The 19,469-nt window shown below is 37.4% G+C and carries 19 protein-coding genes; 8 read left to right on the forward strand and 11 right to left on the reverse strand.

Annotated elements, in window-relative coordinates; genetic code table 11:
• Nucleotides 1–3 precede the first annotated feature (3 nt).
• Nucleotides 4–2,577: a type I DNA topoisomerase gene (gene topA / locus ACFIKR_RS05690; protein WP_375659172.1), complete on the reverse strand. Its 2,574-nt coding sequence runs from the start codon at nucleotides 2,575–2,577 to the stop codon at nucleotides 4–6.
• Between the two features lie 265 nt (nucleotides 2,578–2,842).
• Here topA and ACFIKR_RS05695 point away from each other — a divergent pair, with 265 nt between their 5' ends.
• On the forward strand, nucleotides 2,843–3,049 hold the full coding sequence (locus ACFIKR_RS05695) for a hypothetical protein (RefSeq protein WP_005773510.1): 207 nt from the start codon (nucleotides 2,843–2,845) through the stop codon (nucleotides 3,047–3,049).
• Here the strand turns inward: ACFIKR_RS05695 and dprA are convergent.
• From dprA to ACFIKR_RS05715, 4 genes are read right to left on the reverse strand one after another with little or no spacing between them, the layout of a single operon-like run.
• On the reverse strand, nucleotides 2,979–4,193 hold the full coding sequence (gene dprA, locus ACFIKR_RS05700) for a DNA-processing protein DprA (RefSeq protein ID WP_375659173.1): 1,215 nt from the start codon (nucleotides 4,191–4,193) through the stop codon (nucleotides 2,979–2,981). The genes ACFIKR_RS05695 and dprA overlap by 71 nt on opposite strands.
• Nucleotides 4,168–4,800 (reverse strand): glycerol-3-phosphate 1-O-acyltransferase PlsY, encoded by a 633-nt coding sequence (gene plsY, locus ACFIKR_RS05705; protein WP_375659174.1) that lies wholly within the window; start codon nucleotides 4,798–4,800, stop codon nucleotides 4,168–4,170. Before plsY ends, dprA begins: the two co-directional genes overlap by 26 nt.
• 11 nt (nucleotides 4,801–4,811) lie before the next feature.
• Nucleotides 4,812–6,113: a dihydroorotase gene (locus tag ACFIKR_RS05710; RefSeq protein WP_375659175.1), complete on the reverse strand. Its 1,302-nt coding sequence runs from the start codon at nucleotides 6,111–6,113 to the stop codon at nucleotides 4,812–4,814.
• Nucleotides 6,110–7,075 (reverse strand): aspartate carbamoyltransferase catalytic subunit, encoded by a 966-nt coding sequence (locus tag ACFIKR_RS05715; RefSeq protein WP_375659176.1) that lies wholly within the window; start codon nucleotides 7,073–7,075, stop codon nucleotides 6,110–6,112. Before ACFIKR_RS05715 ends, ACFIKR_RS05710 begins: the two co-directional genes overlap by 4 nt.
• A gap of 125 nt (nucleotides 7,076–7,200) precedes the next feature.
• On the opposite strand from ACFIKR_RS05715, the gene ACFIKR_RS05720 reads away from it, so the two are divergent.
• On the forward strand, nucleotides 7,201–8,820 hold the full coding sequence (locus ACFIKR_RS05720; protein WP_375659177.1) for an acyl-CoA dehydrogenase family protein: 1,620 nt from the start codon (nucleotides 7,201–7,203) through the stop codon (nucleotides 8,818–8,820).
• Here ACFIKR_RS05720 and ruvX read toward each other — a convergent pair.
• The gene (gene ruvX / locus ACFIKR_RS05725; RefSeq protein WP_330167622.1) at nucleotides 8,805–9,284 is read right to left on the reverse strand and encodes a Holliday junction resolvase RuvX; all 480 of its coding nucleotides are present in this window, start codon (nucleotides 9,282–9,284) and stop codon (nucleotides 8,805–8,807) included. The genes ACFIKR_RS05720 and ruvX overlap by 16 nt on opposite strands.
• A gap of 138 nt (nucleotides 9,285–9,422) precedes the next feature.
• On the opposite strand from ruvX, the gene gatC reads away from it, so the two are divergent.
• Together gatC and gatA are read left to right on the forward strand one after the other, a co-directional pair.
• A complete protein-coding gene (gatC, locus tag ACFIKR_RS05730; protein WP_375659178.1) occupies nucleotides 9,423–9,710 on the forward strand; it encodes an Asp-tRNA(Asn)/Glu-tRNA(Gln) amidotransferase subunit GatC in 288 nt (95 codons plus the stop codon).
• A 31-nt stretch (nucleotides 9,711–9,741) separates the two neighbouring features.
• Nucleotides 9,742–11,226, forward strand: a complete 1,485-nt coding sequence (gene gatA / locus ACFIKR_RS05735) for an Asp-tRNA(Asn)/Glu-tRNA(Gln) amidotransferase subunit GatA (protein WP_375659179.1) — start codon at nucleotides 9,742–9,744, stop codon at nucleotides 11,224–11,226.
• A gap of 95 nt (nucleotides 11,227–11,321) precedes the next feature.
• Here the strand turns inward: gatA and ACFIKR_RS05740 are convergent, their stop codons facing one another.
• The 5 genes from ACFIKR_RS05740 to ACFIKR_RS05760 all read right to left on the reverse strand — a co-directional run bounded on the left by ACFIKR_RS05740 (nucleotide 11,322) and on the right by ACFIKR_RS05760 (nucleotide 16,180).
• A complete protein-coding gene (locus ACFIKR_RS05740) occupies nucleotides 11,322–12,032 on the reverse strand; it encodes an ABC transporter ATP-binding protein (protein ID WP_375659180.1) in 711 nt (236 codons plus the stop codon).
• On the reverse strand, nucleotides 12,019–12,801 hold the full coding sequence (locus ACFIKR_RS05745; RefSeq protein WP_375659181.1) for an ABC transporter ATP-binding protein: 783 nt from the start codon (nucleotides 12,799–12,801) through the stop codon (nucleotides 12,019–12,021). Before ACFIKR_RS05745 ends, ACFIKR_RS05740 begins: the two co-directional genes overlap by 14 nt.
• Nucleotides 12,798–13,856 (reverse strand): branched-chain amino acid ABC transporter permease, encoded by a 1,059-nt coding sequence (locus ACFIKR_RS05750; RefSeq protein ID WP_273787947.1) that lies wholly within the window; start codon nucleotides 13,854–13,856, stop codon nucleotides 12,798–12,800. The genes ACFIKR_RS05745 and ACFIKR_RS05750 overlap by 4 nt, the downstream gene beginning before the upstream one ends.
• Nucleotides 13,856–14,932, reverse strand: coding sequence for a branched-chain amino acid ABC transporter permease (locus tag ACFIKR_RS05755; protein ID WP_375659182.1), 1,077 nt, complete (start codon nucleotides 14,930–14,932; stop codon nucleotides 13,856–13,858). The genes ACFIKR_RS05750 and ACFIKR_RS05755 overlap by 1 nt, the downstream gene beginning before the upstream one ends.
• A 114-nt stretch (nucleotides 14,933–15,046) precedes the next feature.
• Nucleotides 15,047–16,180: an ABC transporter substrate-binding protein gene (locus ACFIKR_RS05760; RefSeq protein WP_375659183.1), complete on the reverse strand. Its 1,134-nt coding sequence runs from the start codon at nucleotides 16,178–16,180 to the stop codon at nucleotides 15,047–15,049.
• Between the two features lie 324 nt (nucleotides 16,181–16,504).
• Here ACFIKR_RS05760 and ACFIKR_RS05765 point away from each other — a divergent pair, with 324 nt between their 5' ends.
• From ACFIKR_RS05765 to ACFIKR_RS05780, 4 genes are all read left to right on the forward strand, one after another.
• Nucleotides 16,505–17,080, forward strand: coding sequence for a cold-shock protein (locus ACFIKR_RS05765; protein WP_375659184.1), 576 nt, complete (start codon nucleotides 16,505–16,507; stop codon nucleotides 17,078–17,080).
• Between the two features lie 243 nt (nucleotides 17,081–17,323).
• Entirely contained in the window at nucleotides 17,324–17,836 is a 513-nt protein-coding gene (locus ACFIKR_RS05770; RefSeq protein ID WP_375659185.1) for a DUF192 domain-containing protein, read from the forward strand.
• On the forward strand, nucleotides 17,833–18,606 hold the full coding sequence (locus tag ACFIKR_RS05775) for an alpha/beta fold hydrolase (protein WP_375659186.1): 774 nt from the start codon (nucleotides 17,833–17,835) through the stop codon (nucleotides 18,604–18,606). The genes ACFIKR_RS05770 and ACFIKR_RS05775 overlap by 4 nt, the downstream gene beginning before the upstream one ends.
• A 619-nt stretch (nucleotides 18,607–19,225) precedes the next feature.
• The gene (locus ACFIKR_RS05780; protein WP_015856411.1) at nucleotides 19,226–19,438 is read left to right on the forward strand and encodes a DUF3126 family protein; all 213 of its coding nucleotides are present in this window, start codon (nucleotides 19,226–19,228) and stop codon (nucleotides 19,436–19,438) included.
• Nucleotides 19,439–19,469 lie beyond the last annotated feature (31 nt).

Raw genomic sequence — 19,469 nt, forward strand, 5'->3', positions numbered from 1 at the left:
AATTTATGTCTCTTTTATTTTTGCTTTTGTTTTAGAAGAAGCTCTTTTAGAAGTTGTTTTTTTACTCGATGCTTTAGCTGATATAAGTTCTAATGCCTCTGACAGTGTTACACTAATGGGATCTTTATCTTTTGGCAATGTTGCATTAATTTTAGCCCAATTGACATAAGGACCATAACGCCCGTTGCGCACGGTAATAGTTCCTCCTTCGGGATGTTCTCCTAATGTTGCCAATGCTGCAGGTGTTGTTCTGCTTTGCTTGGTTTTGTTTTCTTGTTGCTCTGCCAATACTATAACAGCGCGATTGATACCAATATCAAAAACTTCATCTGCATGAAGAAGGCGCGCAGATTTTCCGTTATGGCTAAGATAGGGACCATATCGTCCAATCGTAGCTGTGATTGTTTTTCCAGTTTCAGGATGAATGCCAATTTCACGGGGAAGGGATAATAAAGCCAAGGCTTTATCAAGGGTTACATTTTCTGCCTGCCATTCTTTTGGTAGTCCTGCACGCTTAACTTCTTTGCTTTCACCAAGTTGAATATAGGGACCAAACCGGCCATTACGAAGAGAGATATCTTTTCCTGTTTCAGGGTCAATACCAAGGATAACAGGTTCATCATTGCGCACAGCTTCATTCTCTTCTCCAGTATCTGTACCGAGTTGGTGTGTGTACTTACATTCGGGATAATTGGAACAACCAACAAAAGCACCATAACGACCGAGTTTTAATGATAATTGACCATTTTTACAAAGAGGACAGGAACGCACATCACTTCCATCTTCGCGTTCAGGAAAGGCGAGAGGTGCTAATGTTACATTTAAAACATCAAGGACATTGGTTATACGGAGTTCTTGGATATTGCTAATAGATGCATTAAATCCATCCCAAAAATCTCGCAATACGTCTTTCCAAGAAAGTTTTCCATCAGAGATAAGATCCAGCTTTTCTTCAAGATCTGCTGTGAAACCATATTCTACATAGCGATTAAAAAAATTTTCAAGAAAGGCTGTAACAATACGTCCCTTAGCATCGGGAATAAGTTTTCGTTTATCAATTACAATATATCCACGGTCACACAATGTCGCCAATGTGGAGGCATAAGTTGAAGGACGACCAATTCCTAACTCCTCAAGCTTTTTAATTAATGAAGCTTCAGAATAACGAGAAGGGGGCTCTGTGGTATGCTGTACAGATTCAACTTTTTCTTTTGTAAGTGCTTCACCAGTGTTTATTTGTGGTAAACGTGTTGTTTCATTTTCTTCATTATTTTCTTCGTCTCGTTGATCGGTGTAGACAGAAATAAAGCCATCAAAGCGAATAACAGATCCTGTTGCTCGCAGATTTGCACGGTTTTCTCCTTGCTGTGCTTCAATTTCAACAGTTGTGCGTTCAATTTCAGCAGAACGCATTTGGCTGGCAATAGCACGCTTCCATATCAGCTCATAGAGCTTTGTTTGATCGCTATCGAGAAAATTACGGACTTGACTAGGATTGCGTTGAAAATCTGTTGGACGGATCGCTTCGTGTGCTTCTTGTGCATTTTTTGCCTTTGTTGAATAAAAACGTGGTTTTTCAGGAATATAGTCTTTACCGAAAGTTTCATGAATAACTTTTCGTGCAGAATCAATGGCCTCTGGTGCTATTTGCACACCATCGGTACGCATATAAGTAATAAGCCCTGCCGTTTCACCATTAATTTCAATGCCTTCATAAAGCTTTTGGGCAATTTGCATAGTGCGAGAAGCAGAAAATCCTAATTTTGAAGAAGCTGCTTGTTGTAGTGTGGAGGTTGTAAATGGAGGAAAAGGATTTCTCTTTGTAGGTTTTGCTTCAACACTGAGTGTATGATATTGGGCTTTCTCCAACATAAAGCGAATTTGGTCTGCTTGTTCTTGAGATTGAATATCAAGCTTGCCTATTTTTCTTTGATTAAACATTGTCAATCTTGCTTGGAAACTATCATTTCGGATGGTTTTTAACTGTGTTGTAACGGACCAATAATCTTCTTTGATAAAATGTTCTATTTCTGATTCACGATCACAAATAATACGCAAAGCAACTGATTGAACGCGTCCTGCTGAACGTGCACCAGGGAGTTTCCGCCATAAAACAGGTGAAAGTGTAAAACCAACGAGATAATCAAGTGCGCGACGTGCAAGATAAGCATCTACAAGTGATGTATCAATATCACGTGGATTGTTCATAGCATCAAGCACAGACTTTTTGGTGATGGCATTGAAGACAACTCTTTTAATAGGTTTATCTTTTAAAACTTTTTTTTGACGAAGAACATCCAGAATATGCCATGAAATAGCCTCCCCTTCACGATCAGGGTCTGTTGCTAATATAAGGCTATCGGCTTCTTTAACGGCTTTTGCTATTTCATTTAAACGTTTAGCGGCAGAAGAATCTATATCCCATTTCATAGAAAAATCTTGATCCGGTAAAACAGAACCATCTTTTGCAGGTAAATCACGAACATGTCCAAATGATGCGACAACTTTGTATTGAGACCCAAGATATTTATTAATTGTTTTTGCTTTTGCTGGAGATTCAACGATAACGATATTCATAATTTTACCCAAATATTGAAATAAAAAACTTTTTTATAAACGCCTTTTACGCGAATAGCTAATGACAATTGCTTAAGAGCACATAAAAAAATATTAGCCATATAAAAAACATGAATATTGTACAACTTATGATTGTTATTATTAGAATACACCCTATATAGAGTTACACGATTTATTTTCCACTGTTATTACAAAAACATACGACGAAATACTAAGATAACGTCTATTGAGAAGTAGGAGGGGAAATGCTCAAGGATAGAGGATTATGTTTATAAATCATTTAAAAGTTATCCAATATATTACAGACATGTCTAAGCAAATGAATCAGATGGCGCGTCAGGCGCATAGTCCGCTTTTAGCATTGCTTTTGGATATGGTTGCCAAAGAAGGACAAAGCATTATTAATAGTGCTGAGGCTCTTGGGGAAGATCAAGATTCGACAATGACACACAACCACCAGAGTGTCGAATAACCTTTCCAGCAAGCTCAAGTTCTACCAACAAGAGGTAGAGAGTTGGAAGTGAGACACCTGTGTGGGTACTGAGTGTATCTAAATCGATTGGCGTTGTTGAAAGAGCGGAGAGAACTGCTGCACGTGCTGCATCATCACCTGCTAAAGAGAGGGCGCTGTTTTTTTCATCTGCTAAATTAAAATTCTCCTTTTCAAGTTGTAAAGAGGATGGTTCCTCAAAAAAATTGAGTTGCGAATTTGGAAGCGGTGAAATTAATGGCGTAAGTGTTTCTATAATGTCAGAAGGATGTGTGGTGAGTAGAGCACCGTCCTTGATAAGATTGTTTGTACCAACAGATCTTGGATCAAGTGGTGAACCGGGAATGGCAAAAATTAGCCGTCCCATTTCAGCTGCTTGACGTGCGGTAATTAATGACCCTGAGCGCAGGGCTGCCTCTACAACCAAGAGACCAAGTGATAGAGCTGCAATAATACGGTTTCTTCTTGGAAAATCGATAGCACGCGGCTTCCAAGAAATGGGCATTTCGCTGATGATGGCTCCACCGTTGGCGATAATATCTTCATGCAACTTTTTATTTTCAGGAGGATAGATATGATCAATTCCCCCAGCCATGACTGCAACAGTTCCTGTTTTTAAACTTGCTTGATGCGCAACGCTATCAATTCCACGAGCGAGCCCAGAAATTGTTACAAAGTCTGCTTCTCCGAGAAAACGCGCAAATTGAGCTGTAAGCTTTTTTCCAGCAGCTGAAGCATTTCGAGAACCTATAATTCCAATAGAAGTTTTTTGAAAAATTGAAACATTACCTTTGATAGCAATAAGCGGCGGAGGGGCTTCTGTAACTTTAAGAAAAGCTGGATAATCTGGTTCTCCCATACCGATAAACCGAACACCTAATCCTTTAGCTTTTTGTATTTCTTCTTCTGCATCTTCTAAGCTTGCTATTTTAATAGAGACAGAACCACCGCCTTTTCTACTAAGCTCTGGCAGCGCTTCCAGAGCAGCTTCTGCTGTTTTATAATGATCAATGAGATTGCGAAAACTCACTGCTCCAATATTTTCACTACGCAACAACCGTAACCAATTTAGACGTTGACGATCAGTGAGCAGGATTCCTTTATTTATCCCCGTTTTGAGTCCCAATCTTACTTTCTTCCCCAATTAATAATCTACCGATATTTGCGTAATGCTTTATATACACAAATATGCTCATCACAATCAGCATAAAATAGAAATAAGGATCGGAAAAGTAAAAAACAAATATCGTAGTTATAACAACAGAAACGAGTGCGGATAATGAAGAATAGCGTGTGAGGAGAAAAATCGTTATCCATACAATAATAAAAATAATTGCTGCAGGCCAATAGATTCCTAAGCAGATCCCTAGATAGGTAGCAACACCTTTGCCGCCTTTAAATTTAAGCCATATGGGGAAAAGATGCCCTAAGAAAACAAAAAAACCTGCTAGAGAAACAAGGATACTATTGTCTAGCGGATCACTAAAAAACTTTATAACGAAAACAACGATAGTTCCTTTCAACATATCACAAAGAAGTGTTAGAGCAGCAAGTTTTTTATTTCCTGTTCGTAAAACATTTGTAGCTCCAATATTGCCGGAACCAATTGTTCTCACATCGCCAAGTTTGGCTAATCTCGTAAAAAGAAGACCAAATGGAATCGAGCCAATGATATAAGATATGAGGAAAATAAACCATGGAGTGGACTGAAAAAATATTTCTGCTTCATTCATTAAAAATCTCATTAAGTTTGTTGATCAAGTTTAAAAACGGTTTTCCCTTTCACAATGGTCTGGAGCACGCGTCCTTGAAAACGTGCATTCTCAAAAGGGGTATTTTTTGAACGTGAATAGAGCTTCTCTTTCGAAACAACCCATGGTTCTTCAAGATCAACCACAATAAGGTCTGCATGAGCACCTTTCTTCAGTGTTCCTGCATTGAGTCCAAAGAGCTTTGCAGGCGCTGTTGACAAAAGTTCAGTTATCCGTAGAAGAGATAGGCTCTCATCATGATAAAGGCGTAAGGCTGCACTCAATAAGGTCTCCATACCAATAGCGCCGACCGCCGCGTCATTAAATGGTAAATGTTTTGTGTCGATACTCTGAGGATCATGAGAAGAAACAATAACATCTACAGTCCCATCCTTTATTGCTTCAATCATTGCTATACGGTCTTCTTCTGTACGCAATGGGGGCATTAAGCGAAAAGAGGTGCGATATTCACCAATGTCATTTTCATTGAAAGATAAATGATTAATAGATACACCCGCTGAAATTTTCTCACTGCGTTTTTTACCTAAACGAAGTGCATCAGCAGAGAGTGCTGTTGATATTTGAGCGGCATGATAGCGTGTTTGCGTTAATACTGCTAATCGCAGATCCCTTTCAAGTGGGATAACTTCTGCTTCGCGGGGGATGCCAGAAAGACCAAGCCAACTGGCGAGCAGTCCTTCATTCATTACACCTTGGCCTGTAAGATCTTTATCTTGCGTTTCATGCATCAATGGAACATCAAAATCACGTGCATAAGTCATTGCACGTCGCATAATAGATGAACTTTGAAGCGTTTTTTTTCCTTCACAAAAGGCAACAGCTCCTGCATCTTTTAGTAAGCCGAATTCCGCTATTTGCTGTCCGTTAAAACCTTGTGTGATCGCAGCAACGGGATAAATATTGACCGATGACTTTTCTTGTACTGTATAGCTAATAAATTCAACAAGTGCCACATTATCAATGACTAGACGCTTATCTGGCATCATGAGGAAAGAAGTAATACCACCTGCTGCTGCGGATTGATTTGTTGATGCGATTGTTTCACAGTGTTCATTGCCTAATTCTCCAACAAAAACGCGCACATCAACAAGGCCAGGGAGAATTGCTTTGTTTTGTGCGTTAACAATTTCTGCTCCTTCTGGGAAACCCTGATTCAGAGCATCTTTTCCAGCGGCTATAATCCGTCCATTTTCAACAATAACTGTACCAATTTCATCGACTGCGCGTGAAGGATCAATAATTCGGGCGTTTTGAAAAACACTTGGCTTTGTCATTTTTTTTCTCCACTGATCTTTGCGCGTGAATCTAATAAAGCCTCCATGACCGCCATACGCACTGCAATTCCCATTTCTACTTGTGTATGAATCATACTTTGTGGTCCATCTGCTATGTCGGATGCAATCTCTACACCACGGTTTATTGGGCCAGGATGCAGAATAATGGAATCATTTTTGGCATAGGCTAAATTTTCTTTATGTAAGCCAAAATAATGGAAATATTCATGCGTAGAGGGAATAAAAGAACCTGTCATCCGTTCATGCTGTAAGCGCAACATCATGATAACGTCAGCATTTTTAAGACCTTCTTTCATCGTGTTAAAAACCTCAACACTCATATGAGCGATTTCTGCGGGTAAGAGTGTTGAGGGAGCAACAACACGAACACGAGCACCCAAAGCATTGAGACACAGGATATTGGAACGAGCAACACGTGAGTGTAAGATATCTCCACAAATCGCAACAGTTAATCCTTCAATACGACCTTTTGCCCTTTTAATGGTTAGAGCATCTAATAAAGCTTGGGTTGGATGTTCATGAGCACCATCACCTGCATTAATGACACAACAATCAACTTTTTGCGCTAATAAAGCTGCCGCTCCTGCGCTGTTATGGCGAAAAACCAGTATATCTGGCTTCATTGCATTGAGAGTTGTAGCTGTATCAAGTAATGTTTCTCCTTTTTTTACAGAGGAGTTGCCGATCGCAAGACTCATCACGTGTGCACCTAGCCTTTTACCCGCTAATTCAAAAGAAGATTGTGTTCGTGTAGAGGCTTCAAAAAAGAGATTAATTTGAGTCCGTCCATGCAAAATAGATTTTGTTTTATCAATTTTATTAGAAAGGATAACATTTGCTTCTGCACGATCAAGCAATGTAGTAAGATCTTGTACACTCAGATCTTTAATAGCTAAAAGATGTTGATGAGGAAAAAGTGGAAAAAAATTATCTTGAATCATAGCATTCTTCTTTATCTCTCTCTAAACAGGTAAAACAAGCATTTGTTTGAATATGATAAATGTTTCTTAACTCTAAAAAGACAAATAGTCTATGATATGAATGGTTTGAATGTAGGAATATACCTATGAGTGCTGTATCTGCGCAAAATAATCGTCGAAAAAATACATTTCTTAGCGATACGCTTATGTTTCGTATTGCCTCTACTTTGCCTAAGTTTTTGTTAGCAAGTTTTGAAGAAATAGGAGATTTTGCAGCGAGTCGAGAAGCATGGAAACTCTCTTGCTTAGCGAATCATTATAAGCCTTTATTATGTTATAATGATGAATGGGGGCAACCAACAGAAAAATTAGAGATCCATTCTTCCTATCAAGCTCTTCAACAATATTCTAGACAAGCAGGTTTGGTTACCTCGCTTTGGGAAAATACGAGCTCAGAAAATGGAGTACGCTATCAAGCGCGTGCGATTCGTTTAGCTTTATCTGCTGGTTTAGAAACAGGACATTTGAATGAAGTTATCATAACGAGTGCAGCTATTGCTGTTTTAATTAGTGATATTGCGCTCTTCAAAAAATGGCAAAATGTACTTTTATCACGCCAATATGATTCCTCATCAATGCCTATTCATCATAAAAAGTCTGCTTCTCTAACTTGTGCATTTGATGATATTGAAAAATACGCTTTTAATTTTCCAAGTGTTAAGAAGATTTCTTTCGATGAAAGTATGGAACGTGATCTATATCGTTTAAATGTTGTAAAAACCAATGTTATTAATCCTACCGCTGACGGATATCTTGTTAGTGCAGATTTAAATGGTCATTTAAGTTGTTTTTTTATTCCACGCATACAAGAAAATGGCGCATTAAATGGATTTATATCGATTCGTCATTTAATTCAGCGTTCTGGAGAACTTTTAACACCAGAGGGGGTTGTTGATTTTCAAGGCAGTTATGGTTGGCTTTTGGGAAATGCTGGAGAAGGGCTTAAAGTTATTAAAGATATCGAGACGATGATGCGTTTCGATCAATCAGTCATATCGGCAGGTGTTTTGCGAGCGGCTCTTCAATTTGGCATAGATTTTTTCCGGAAAAAAATGCCCAATCAACCTTTACCACCACTGACAGAACGTATTTTTGCAGATATTGCATTAGATATAGCTGCTTCACAAGCATTGGTTTTGCGTTTAGCGAGAGCATTTGACAATGCAGCAAATGACCGTTCTGAAGCAGCTTTTGCCCGCATTATGACACCTATTATTGCTTATCACGTAAGTCAATTGGTTGTGCCTATTATTGGCGAAATTATTGCACAACTTGGTATTGAAAGTTTTATAGAGAATAATCCATTATCACAAATGTTACATAATGGGCCTGCGCGAATTGTAAGAAATAGTTCTGCTAATCAATTGGTAAAAGATGCCATTCTTATTGCTGAAAAAGCACCGGGACTGTTTCAGAAATTGTTAGAAAAAATTGCTCTTGATATTGGACCAGCGGGACCACGAGCAATTGAAATTATTAAATCAGCAGGTGATATGGCATCAGCAAATGAAGGTGCAGGAAGGTTTTTTGTTGAACAGGTAGCCTATGCAGCAGCAGCAGCAGCATTACGTTCTACAGACATAGAACATGTTGCAAATGCCTATATGGAAAGCCGTCTTGGGGGACAGTGGAGATCTTCCTACGGGATGCTCATTGCACGATATAATGCAGGGCATTTGCTCAATGTCCTCTATCCTTCCATATGATGAAAGTTTTGAATTCTATTGAGAGCACCTTGCAATATAAAAGCAGCGGCTGCCGAATCAATTCGGCTTGCTCTTTTAGCGCGCGATACATTCATTTCTAGAAGAGAACGCTCTGCAGCAATTGTTGACAGACGTTCGTCCCAAAAAACAAATGGAATTTTTGTATAAGCTTTCATATTGCTCACAAAAGCTCTGGTTGCTTGAACACGAGAACCGCTGCTCCCATTCATGTTAAGGGGTAAGCCGATGATAATAACGCCTACATTTTCACGGTCAAAAATTTTAATAAGTGTGTAAGCATCTTCTGTAAATTTTTTTCGCTGTAGTACAGGACGCGGATTTGAGACAGTCAGCCCCATATCAGAAATCGCAATTCCGATAGTTTTTGTCCCTAAATCTAAGCCTGCTATTGTTTGTCCAGGCAAAAGATGTGTCATAACTTCGTTTATATTAATAACGGTCATAAGGGTATAATGCGTTTTTTAATGTTTCAGATCTAATGGTTATATTCTTCATTCATGTTATCTAATATTCTTGCGCTTGCAAGCTCAGCCCTGTATAGCCAGAATAAAGATTAATAAAAACAGAAAGGCGTCAATAGTATGTCTGTTGATCAAGAGACCGTCAAGCGGGTCGCACATTTAGCGCGGATTGCTATCCACGATGATGAGATAGAACCTGTGACAAAAAAATTCAATGCTATTTTAGGTTTTGTAGAGCAATTGAATGAAGTTGATGTCAGTGGAGTTGAGCCATTAACATCTGTGATGCCGATGACTCTACGAATGCGTGAAGATAGTGTTACAGATGGCGATAAAGTAGCAGATATTGTAGCCAACGCCCCTGTTACAGAAGAAAATTTTTTTCTTGTCTCAAAAATTGTTGAGTAACTTTTTATATTTTTGAAATTTGAGAACCAATATGACTGATTTAATAACCCTCACAATTGCGCAAGCTCGTGATTCTCTAACAAAGAAAAATCTCAAAGCAACAGAATTAACGGAAGCTTATTTACAAGCAATAGAATCAGCTAATCCAATTTTGAATGCTTATGTAACAATAACAGCAGAACAGGCAATGAAAATGGCTGCTGAATCAGATAGTCGCTTAGCGAGAGGGCAGGGAGGGCTTTTAGAAGGAATCCCTTTGGGGATTAAAGATCTTTTTGCAACCTATGGTGTTCATACTCAAGCCTGTTCACATATCCTTGATGGTTTTAAACCGCATTATGAATCAACTGTCACGGCTAATTTATGGCAAGACGGTGCTGTAATGTTAGGAAAACTTAATATGGATGAGTTTGCTATGGGCTCATCCAACGAAACATCATATTATGGTCCCGTTATTAATCCGTGGAGAAAAAAAGACTCGAATGAAAAACTCGTACCCGGTGGTTCTTCGGGAGGATCTGCTGCCGCTGTTGCTGCACAAATTTGTGCCGGTGCAACTGCAACCGATACAGGTGGCTCAATACGTCAACCAGCAGCTTTTACTGGAACTGTAGGAATAAAGCCAACTTATGGACGTTGTTCACGGTGGGGCGTTGTTGCATTTGCTTCATCTCTTGATCAAGCTGGACCTGTTGCCAGAGATGTTCGTGATTGTGCTATCTTACTAAGATCAATGGCCTCTTTTGATGAAAAAGATTCTACTTCCGTGAATTTACCAGTTCCTGATTATGAAAGTTATCTTGGTCAATCAATTAAAGGAATGAAAATTGGTATCCCAAAAGAATATCATATGGATGGAATGTCTCCAGAAATTATTGAGCTTTGGCAAAAAGGCATAAGTTGGTTAAAGGAAGCAGGAACTGAGATTAAGAATATTTCTTTGCCCCATACAAAATATGCTCTACCTTCTTATTATATTATAGCTCCTGCAGAAGCCTCTTCTAATTTAGCGCGTTATGATGGTGTGCGTTTTGGTCTACGCGTGCCTGGAAAAGACATCATTGAGATGTATGAAAACACGCGCTCTGTTGGTTTTGGTGATGAAGTCAAGCGACGTATTTTGGTTGGAACTTATGTTCTTTCATCTGGTTATTATGATGCCTGTTATCTAAGAGCTCAAAAAGTAAGAACACTCGTAAAACGTGATTTTGATCAATGTTTTGCTTCAGGCATTGATGCTATTTTAACACCAGCAACACTAACACCTGCCTTTGGTATTGCTGATGAAAAAATAAAAAATGATGCTGTAGCAATGTATCTTAATGACATTTTTACGGTACCCGTTAATATGGCTGGTTTACCAGGAATCTCTGTTCCTGCAGGTCTGTCATCAAATGGTTTGCCTCTAGGATTGCAATTGATTGGTAAACCTTTTGCTGAAGAAGTCATTTTTCAGATAGCGCACATTATTGAAAAAGAAGCAGGGATATTCAGCGCAGAAAAATGGTGGATGTAATAATCAAACTTCACAAAGGAGCATTTCTCATTGAGGATGAGAAATGCTTTTTTAAAAGGTGGAGGGATGAACTCTATTTCCTCAATTCATAGTCTTTATCCACCAAGATAGGCTTCTTTAACACGCGAATCAGAGAGCATAGTTTTACCTTCACCGTGAAATAAAATATGTCCTACCTCTAGAATATAAGCATAGTCAGCTATAGAAAGCGCAGCAAATGCATTTTGTTCAATAAGAAGAACAGTTTTTCCCATCTCATTAATTTTTCGAATAATCGAAAAAATTTCTCGAACGAGAAGCGGTGCCAACCCCAACGATGGTTCATCTAATATGACCATATCAGGATTGCTCATGAGTGCACGACCCACAGCAACCATCTGTTGTTCTCCACCTGACATTGTTCCTCCCAACTGTTTTGCTCTTTCACGTAGACGCGGAAAAAGATCAAATATCCATTCAATATCACGGGAAATTCCCTGCTTATCGTGACGGATATAAGCGCCTAGATGAAGATTTTCTAAAACAGTGAGATGGGGCATGATACGGCGTCCTTCAGGACTTAAAGCAATACCTAATCGCAAAATCTCTTCTGGTGATTTTTTAATAATGGATTTGCCATTATAGGTAATTTTTCCATAAACAGTGTGATTAAGTCCTGTAATAGAACGTACAATACTGCTTTTTCCAGCACCATTGGCTCCAATTAAAGTGACAATACTTCCCTTTTTTATGGACATAGAAAGATTTTGGACAGCTTTAATGGCGCCATAATGAACGTAAAGATTTTTTATTTTAAGAATATCCATAAACATCTCCGCCGAGATAAGCTTCAATAACTTTAGGGTTATTACGAATTTCATCTGGTGTACCATTGGCAATGCAACAGCCATATTCCATAACCAAAATATGTTGGCAAAGTCCCATAACCACTTTCATATCGTGTTCAATAAGAAGAATTGTAAGATCAAAGTCTTTTTGCACTTTTGCTATGAATTTTCTAAGATCCTCACTTTCTTGTGGATTCATGCCAGCAACAGGTTCATCAAGAAGAAGCAATTTTGGCTTTGTGGCTAACGCGCGTGCAATTTCTAGACGTCGTTGCACACCATAAGGTAAAGCTGTTGCCGATTGATTGGCAAGGTGATCAAGCTGTAACTGCTCAAGGAGCTCCAAGGAATTTTTATAAACTTCCTTCTTTTCTTTCATTGCTTTTGAAAAAAATAGAGCTGAAGAAAACCAAGGATATTTTTGTCGAACATGCGCTCCTACCATAACATTCTGCAAAACCGTTAACCCTGAGAAAAGACGAATATTTTGAAATGTTCTGGCAATATGGCGTCTACAGATAATATAAGGAGGCGCTCCAGAAATTTTTTGCTCATCAAAAAGAATGATGCCGCTTGTAGGAGCATAAAATCCAGAAATCATATTGAAAACGGTTGTTTTTCCAGCACCATTGGGACCAATTAATCCAGTAATACTTCCTCGTTTAATTGCCATATTAATATTATTTACAGCAACTAATCCGCCAAAACGCATTACAATATTATTGAGTGAAAGGATGGTGTCGTTCATAACTTTCCCTCAGTATTAGAAAGCTTTTTGCGTGTCAAAAAGCTATAAATTCCATTCCATGAGAATTCTCGTTGTCCCATCAACCCTTTTCTCCAAAACAAGATAATTACCAGCAATAAAAGAGAAAAAACAACCATACGAAGCCCTGGTGTTTCTGGAATATGTATGAAACCTAAGTCAAATGGACTTTCAATAATACGAAGCCATTCAAGCATAACTGTAATAATAATGCTGCCAATAATACTTCCTGTAATTGAGCCGAGACCACCAGCAACTACAATCATCAAAATATTAAAAGTTAGAAGAAAATTAAACATTTTGGGATCAATGGTTGAAATAAGAGCAGCCATTAATGCTCCACCTATACCTGCAAAAAACGCTCCAACAGTAAAAGAAAAACTACGGTAGAAAAAAGCGTTAATTCCCATAGTTTTCGCAGCAATTTCATCATCACGAATGGCACGTAATACGTTACCAGTATTGCTTTGCAGTAAAAGGACAATAAAGAGAACAGTAAATGCTAACCAACCATAGTTCCACCATAATGTTGCATTTTGAGGTATTCCCTTGATACCTAAAGAGCCATTTGTAAGCGATGTTGCGTTCGTAATGACAATGCGAATAATTTCTGCAAAACCCAATGTTGCAATTCCAAGATAATCACCACCAAGACGTAATATTGGCAAAGCAATCAATAAACCTACAACTGCAGCACATATACCACTTATAACAACAGCGACAAAAAAAGGTAATTGCAGATGATACAATGGTTCAGCGATAGGCTCCAGAATCCACATCATTTCTTTTTGTTCAGGGGAAAGAAGTAAAATTGCGCAAACATAAGCACCAATAGCCATAAATCCAGCATGTCCAAGAGAAAACATACCTGTGAAACCGTAAATCAAATTAAGCGAAATTGCCAATATCGCATTAATAGCAATCAGATTTATGATACGAAGCGTATAGTCATTAAAATGGCTATCAGCATAAAATAAAAAACCTATGAGAACTAAAACACTTATACAAGATAAAACAGTTGTCACTGACTTTGCCATTAGATTTTCTCCTGACTTTTTTTACCCATTAATCCTGTGGGCAATATCAATAAAATCAGAATCAATAAAATGAAAGCGAAGGCATCTCGATATCCAGATAGCGCGGGGAAAAATGCGATAATCATAATTTCAATAAACCCTAATAACAATCCTCCCAACATTGCTCCTGGTATCGAACCAATACCTCCGATAACAGCAGCGATAAATGCTTTGAGACCAGGAAGAACACCCATATAAGGCTGAATTTGAGGATAACGTAAAGACCACATAATACCTGCTATAGCGGCAAGAGCTGAGCCTATTCCAAATGTAAATGCAATAACTTTATTGACAGACACACCCATCAAACGCGTCGTTTCAATATCATGGGAGATTGCACGCATAGCAAGACCCGGTTTTGTTTTATGGATAATCCATAACAGTAAAACAATAAGAATCAATGAGACAACGGGAACGATCAGAGACATGGGAGCAATTCTAATGATACCATCTGCTCCTGATCCTAAATGCCATAAAAATGGTGTTACAAGAAAATCTGGTTGTTTTACACCTTTCGGAACACCACTAAAGAGTACTGTAGAAAGATTTTCAATAAAAAAAGAAACACCAATTGCACCGATAAGTGCCGAGATACGCGGAGCATGGCGTAGAGGTTTATAGGCAAGTTGATCAACAATAATACCCACTGCACTTGTAATAAAAATCGAAAAACAAAGAGCTAAAACCCAAATTGGGGTAAAATCTTGTGGAGAAATTTTAAAATAATAAACAAAACCTAACGCAAGGATTAAAAAAATAGCAATCCAATAAATTGAAGGGCGCCTTCTAAACCCTATGAAAACCGAATAATAAATAAGAACCGCGAGAAACAAAAGAAGAAGTGCTGCCCAAGCAGGCATAAAGCTAATTGTGGAAAAGAAAACAAAATATGCTCCCAGCATAAAGATATCACCGTGAGCAAAATTAATGAGTCTCAGTATACCGTAGACCATGGTGTAACCGATAGCGATAAGCCCATAAAGAGATCCCAATGCCAGTGCATTAAAAAAATACTGGATGAACATTTCAGTGCTCATCTCTCATCCTTCCACATTTGTTAATTTACATAGGATAACAAGAAATTTCTAAGTTTTTGGTTGAGAAAAAGATCCTCAACCAATTCTTGCATTTTAATAAGTAAAACTTTTTAATTAAAAAGCAGGTTTAACTTCTTCTAAATAAACACGTTTTCCATCCTGTATTTTAATGATACCAATAGGAATTTTAGGGTTATGATTTTCATCCATTGACATATCACCGAAGGGGGTTTGAAAATCTTTTAATTTGCTAAGAGCGATAGTAACTTTTTCACGATCAGCGCTACCAGCATTTTCAATAGCCTTCATGAACATCATATAACTCGTATATCCCAAAACAGAATTGATATTCGGCTCTTTGTCAGGATACGCTTTTTTCCATTCTTCTGTGAATTCTTGCGCAGCTGCTGACATATTCGGCATATCCTCACTATAGGGAAGTGTCGTATGTAAGAAACCTTCTGCAGCTTTTCCTGCAATCGTAATGGTTTCTGGATTATCCATAGCATCTCCGCCCATAATTTGAAACTTTGCTCCTAATTCTCGTGCTTGTTTCATAATGATAGCACCCTCAGAAAAGTAAGATGGAATGAATAAGATATCAGGTTTTTGCGCGATAATTTGCGTAAGAACAGCTGAAAAATCCTGATCTCCAGAATTATAGTTTAAATTTGAGACAACTTCACCACCTAATTTTTTGAAAGCATGCATAAAATAGCTTGCAAGACCAATGGCATAATCGTTTGAAATATCTTTGAGGATAGCTGCTTTTTTTGCGTGTAAAGTTTGACTTATATAAGTCGCAATTCCTACCCCTTGATAGGAATCAATAAAACAAGCGCGGAAATAATATTTCTTACCCTGTGTAACAAGAGGACTCGTTGAGGAAGTTGCAATGGTTGGAGTCTTTGCTTTTTCAGATATTTCACCACCTGCCAACGAAAGCGAGGAACCATAGCTACCAATGATTCCACTTACTTTTTCACTTGCTGTTAAACGCATAACAGCATTGGCCGCTTCTACTTTATCAGACTTATTATCAATAATAACAAGTTCCACTTTACGTCCTAAAATTTCTGGAATTTTTTTATGGGCTAATTCTATACCTCTAATTTCAAGCTGACCTCCAAATGCATTTTGACCGCTTAATGGAAGATAAACACCAATTTTGATAGGTTCACTTGCATAAACATTTGCTGTAAATGCCATGAATGCTGTGATTGTCGTAAGGATTTTCTTCAATTGCATTGCGCATTTTCCTTAATTGAATTGTTGTTTTTTCACTTTATATTGAACTTCTTTATCATGCAAGTTACACATTTATGAAAATATCATTATGTAAAAAAACCTTTCATATAACCTCTTTTGTAGGGCATTCCTTGTAAGATATGTAAAGCTTACAATCAAATAGTTTTATAAATATTCATGTTGATATTCTCTGACATTAAAATAGAAGGTACGACAATATGGGGAAATCTTATCTTGGGGCTTGCGTGTTGATACAAGAGCAATGTTTACTTAAACCTAGAGAATCAATATCGTACAATTTATAAGCTACAGGATCACGTTATTATGACGAGTAAGGATGCATTAAAAGGTTGTCCCCTATCTGAAGATAGTATAGGTGCTTGTGGGGAGATTATCGAAATCAGTGGTGTCATTAAGTGGTTTGATGGTAGTAAGGGGTATGGATTTATTGTACCTGATTTACCTCATTTCCCCGATATATTATTGCATGTTACAGTAATGCGAAGGGATGGTTTTCAAACAGCTTTGGAGGGAGCTAAAGTTATTTGTGCTGTGGAAAAAACTGAAAGAGGGTTGAAGTGCGTTCAGGTGAAATCCATAGATTGTTCTTCAGCAATTCATCCTTCAGAAGTTCCAGCCCGTACCCATGTTGTTGTTACTCCAGAAAGTGGACTAGAACGTGCAATTGTTAAATGGTTTAATCGTGACAAAGGATACGGTTTTCTTAGCCGTGGACAAGGAACAGAAGATATTTTTATCCATATGGAAACGTTGCGCCGTTTTGGTTTAGCAGAGCTTCGTTCCGGCCAAGTTGTTCTTGTACGTTTTGGTAAAGGAGAAAAAGGTTTAATGACAGCAGAGATTTATCCGGATATAGGCATTCCTTTAGCTACACATTGAATTTCACGAATGAAAACAGTATGTTTTTTAAGGTGGTTATTCCGTAAATTGCTATAGAGGTAGATTTTAAAAAAAAATATGGCTCTAGTGAATCCAATAAACCAAATGGGGAAAGTTGCGTATATTACGTTGAAAGAAACTAGAAAACAACAAGGAAGCAATTCTCTTATTTTTTGACTTTTAAACTTTGGTACTTTTTATTTTAGAAACAAAATTTAAAATTTTTCTGTGGTGGAGACAAGAATGTTAAAGCCTTTTAAAAAGGGGCATATTGTTTTATTGGTAATGCTTTTTATGTTAGAAATGCGTGTTGTTATAGCAAAAAAGCCCATAGAGATTCCTGTTCATCCGATTCCTTTAGAAATACATACAAAGCAAGGTGCGGTTTTTTATAAGGTAGAGGTTGCTTTTACGCCGTCTCAAGCAGCAGCTGGTTTAATGTATCGGACTGATTTTCCACGCGATCGTGCAATGCTCTTTAAGCGGCTAAAAAGTTCTCAATCGGGAGATGAACAGAAAATTTTTATGTGGATGGCGAATACGCCTTTACCTTTAGATATGATTTTCTTAAATTCTGAGGGAATTATTGTATCGATTATTGAAAACACTTCTCCATTTTCGACAAATACCATTTCATCAGAAGTTCCTGCAGCTTTTGCACTTGAGATTAACGCTGGTGAAGTTTCTGAAAAAAAGATACAAAAAGGGCAACGTGTTATTCATCCTGTACTTTGTGGAAAGTGCAATAAAAAATGACAGCTGAAGATATTTGTTTTTTTGAATATAATGGTTTGCGATTTGCTTATCGAGAAGAAGGACAGGGCGCGCCTGTTTTGTTGATCCATGGTTTTGGATCTTCTGCACGAGTGAATTGGTATGCAACGGGTTGGTTTCGCATTCTCACTGAAGCAGGATATCGTGTTATTGCTCTTGATAATCGCGGTCACGGAGATTCAGTTAAAAGTTATGATCCTGTCTTTTATACACCTCAAGCTATGGCTGGCGACGCAATAAAGTTACTACAGCATTTAGAGATATCTAAAGCCCATGTTATGGGATACTCTATGGGGGCTCGTATTAGTGCTTTCATGGCTCTTTTGCATCCAACATATGTACACAGTGTTATTTTTGGTGGTTTAGGTATTGGTATGGTAACGGGAGCAGGAAATTGGGAGCCTGTTGCTGAAGCTCTTTTAGCAGAGGATATTTCTACCATTACGAATCCACGTGGTTTAATGTTCCGTAAATTTGCAGATCAAACGAAAAGCGATAGACGTGCACTGGCTGCTTGTATTATCACATCAAAACAGGAATTAACGGCATCTGAAGTTTACAAAATTAAGCAACCTGCGCTTGTTGCCGTTGGTTCATTAGATGAAATTGGTGGTGCTGCAGAGCCATTAGCAGCTTTATTGCCTTGTGGTGAAGCTTTATCAATTCTTGGGCGAGATCATATGCTTGCTGTAGGCGATAAAGTTTATAAAAAAGGCGTTATAGATTTTCTTTCTCGTTACCCTATAAGATAAGCATTCTTTATAGGTTCTAGCATTCACAAAAATACTCAATATTTTTATCTCGTATAAATTGAAAAAAGCTTATTTAAAAATTTTTCTATTGTGACATAAGTTTTTATAAAAAATGGGAAGAAAAATAAATTCTTATTAGCCTATTTTATATATTTTTTAGAGATGTAATTCTTCTAGGGTTAGATAATTATACTTTAAAAGTTATTAAAAAGAATTATTTTTGAATGGTATAATAATAGTTTTTGCTAAAAAATGTAGTTTTAAATAAAAAAATTATTGTTATTTGTATTTTTTATAAAAGAAACAAAATTATAAATTATTGATCAATTTTTCTTACGAATATGCATTCTAAATGCAGATGCTCAAATGTGAGGTAAAGTAAAATTATTAAATAATATACAGTTTTTTTGCCATTTTTTAATCTATACGGTTATATTTAATAATGATAGACTCTTTTTTTAAAAGTTCTTTATGAGTGTATAAAGAATGTTGTAAATATATGTAATATTAAGTAAATATTCAGATTAAGCTTTTTTACTAACTTTACAGAATCATTGGAGTGTCTTATTTGCGCGACACGCAGTTATTTTAATCGTTTCAAAAAAAACAGGAGAGCATAGTGAATGCTGATGAAATAAAAAAACTTGATAATTATTTAAAAAATATATTCCAAAATTCAGCATTGCAAGTTAGAGCACGGCCTAAAAAGAGTGATTCTTGTGAGGTTTATATGGGAGATGAGTTTTTAGGCATTATCTATCGAGATGAAGATGAAGATGAGCTCTCCTATAATTTCTCAATGGCTATATTAGATATTGATTTAGAAAATTGATTCGTTGTTGATAGTTGAATGAAGTCTTTTT

This window comes from Bartonella sp. MR30HLJHH, from assembly GCF_042194195.1.
Classification (GTDB): Bacteria; Pseudomonadota; Alphaproteobacteria; order Rhizobiales; family Rhizobiaceae; genus Bartonella; species Bartonella grahamii.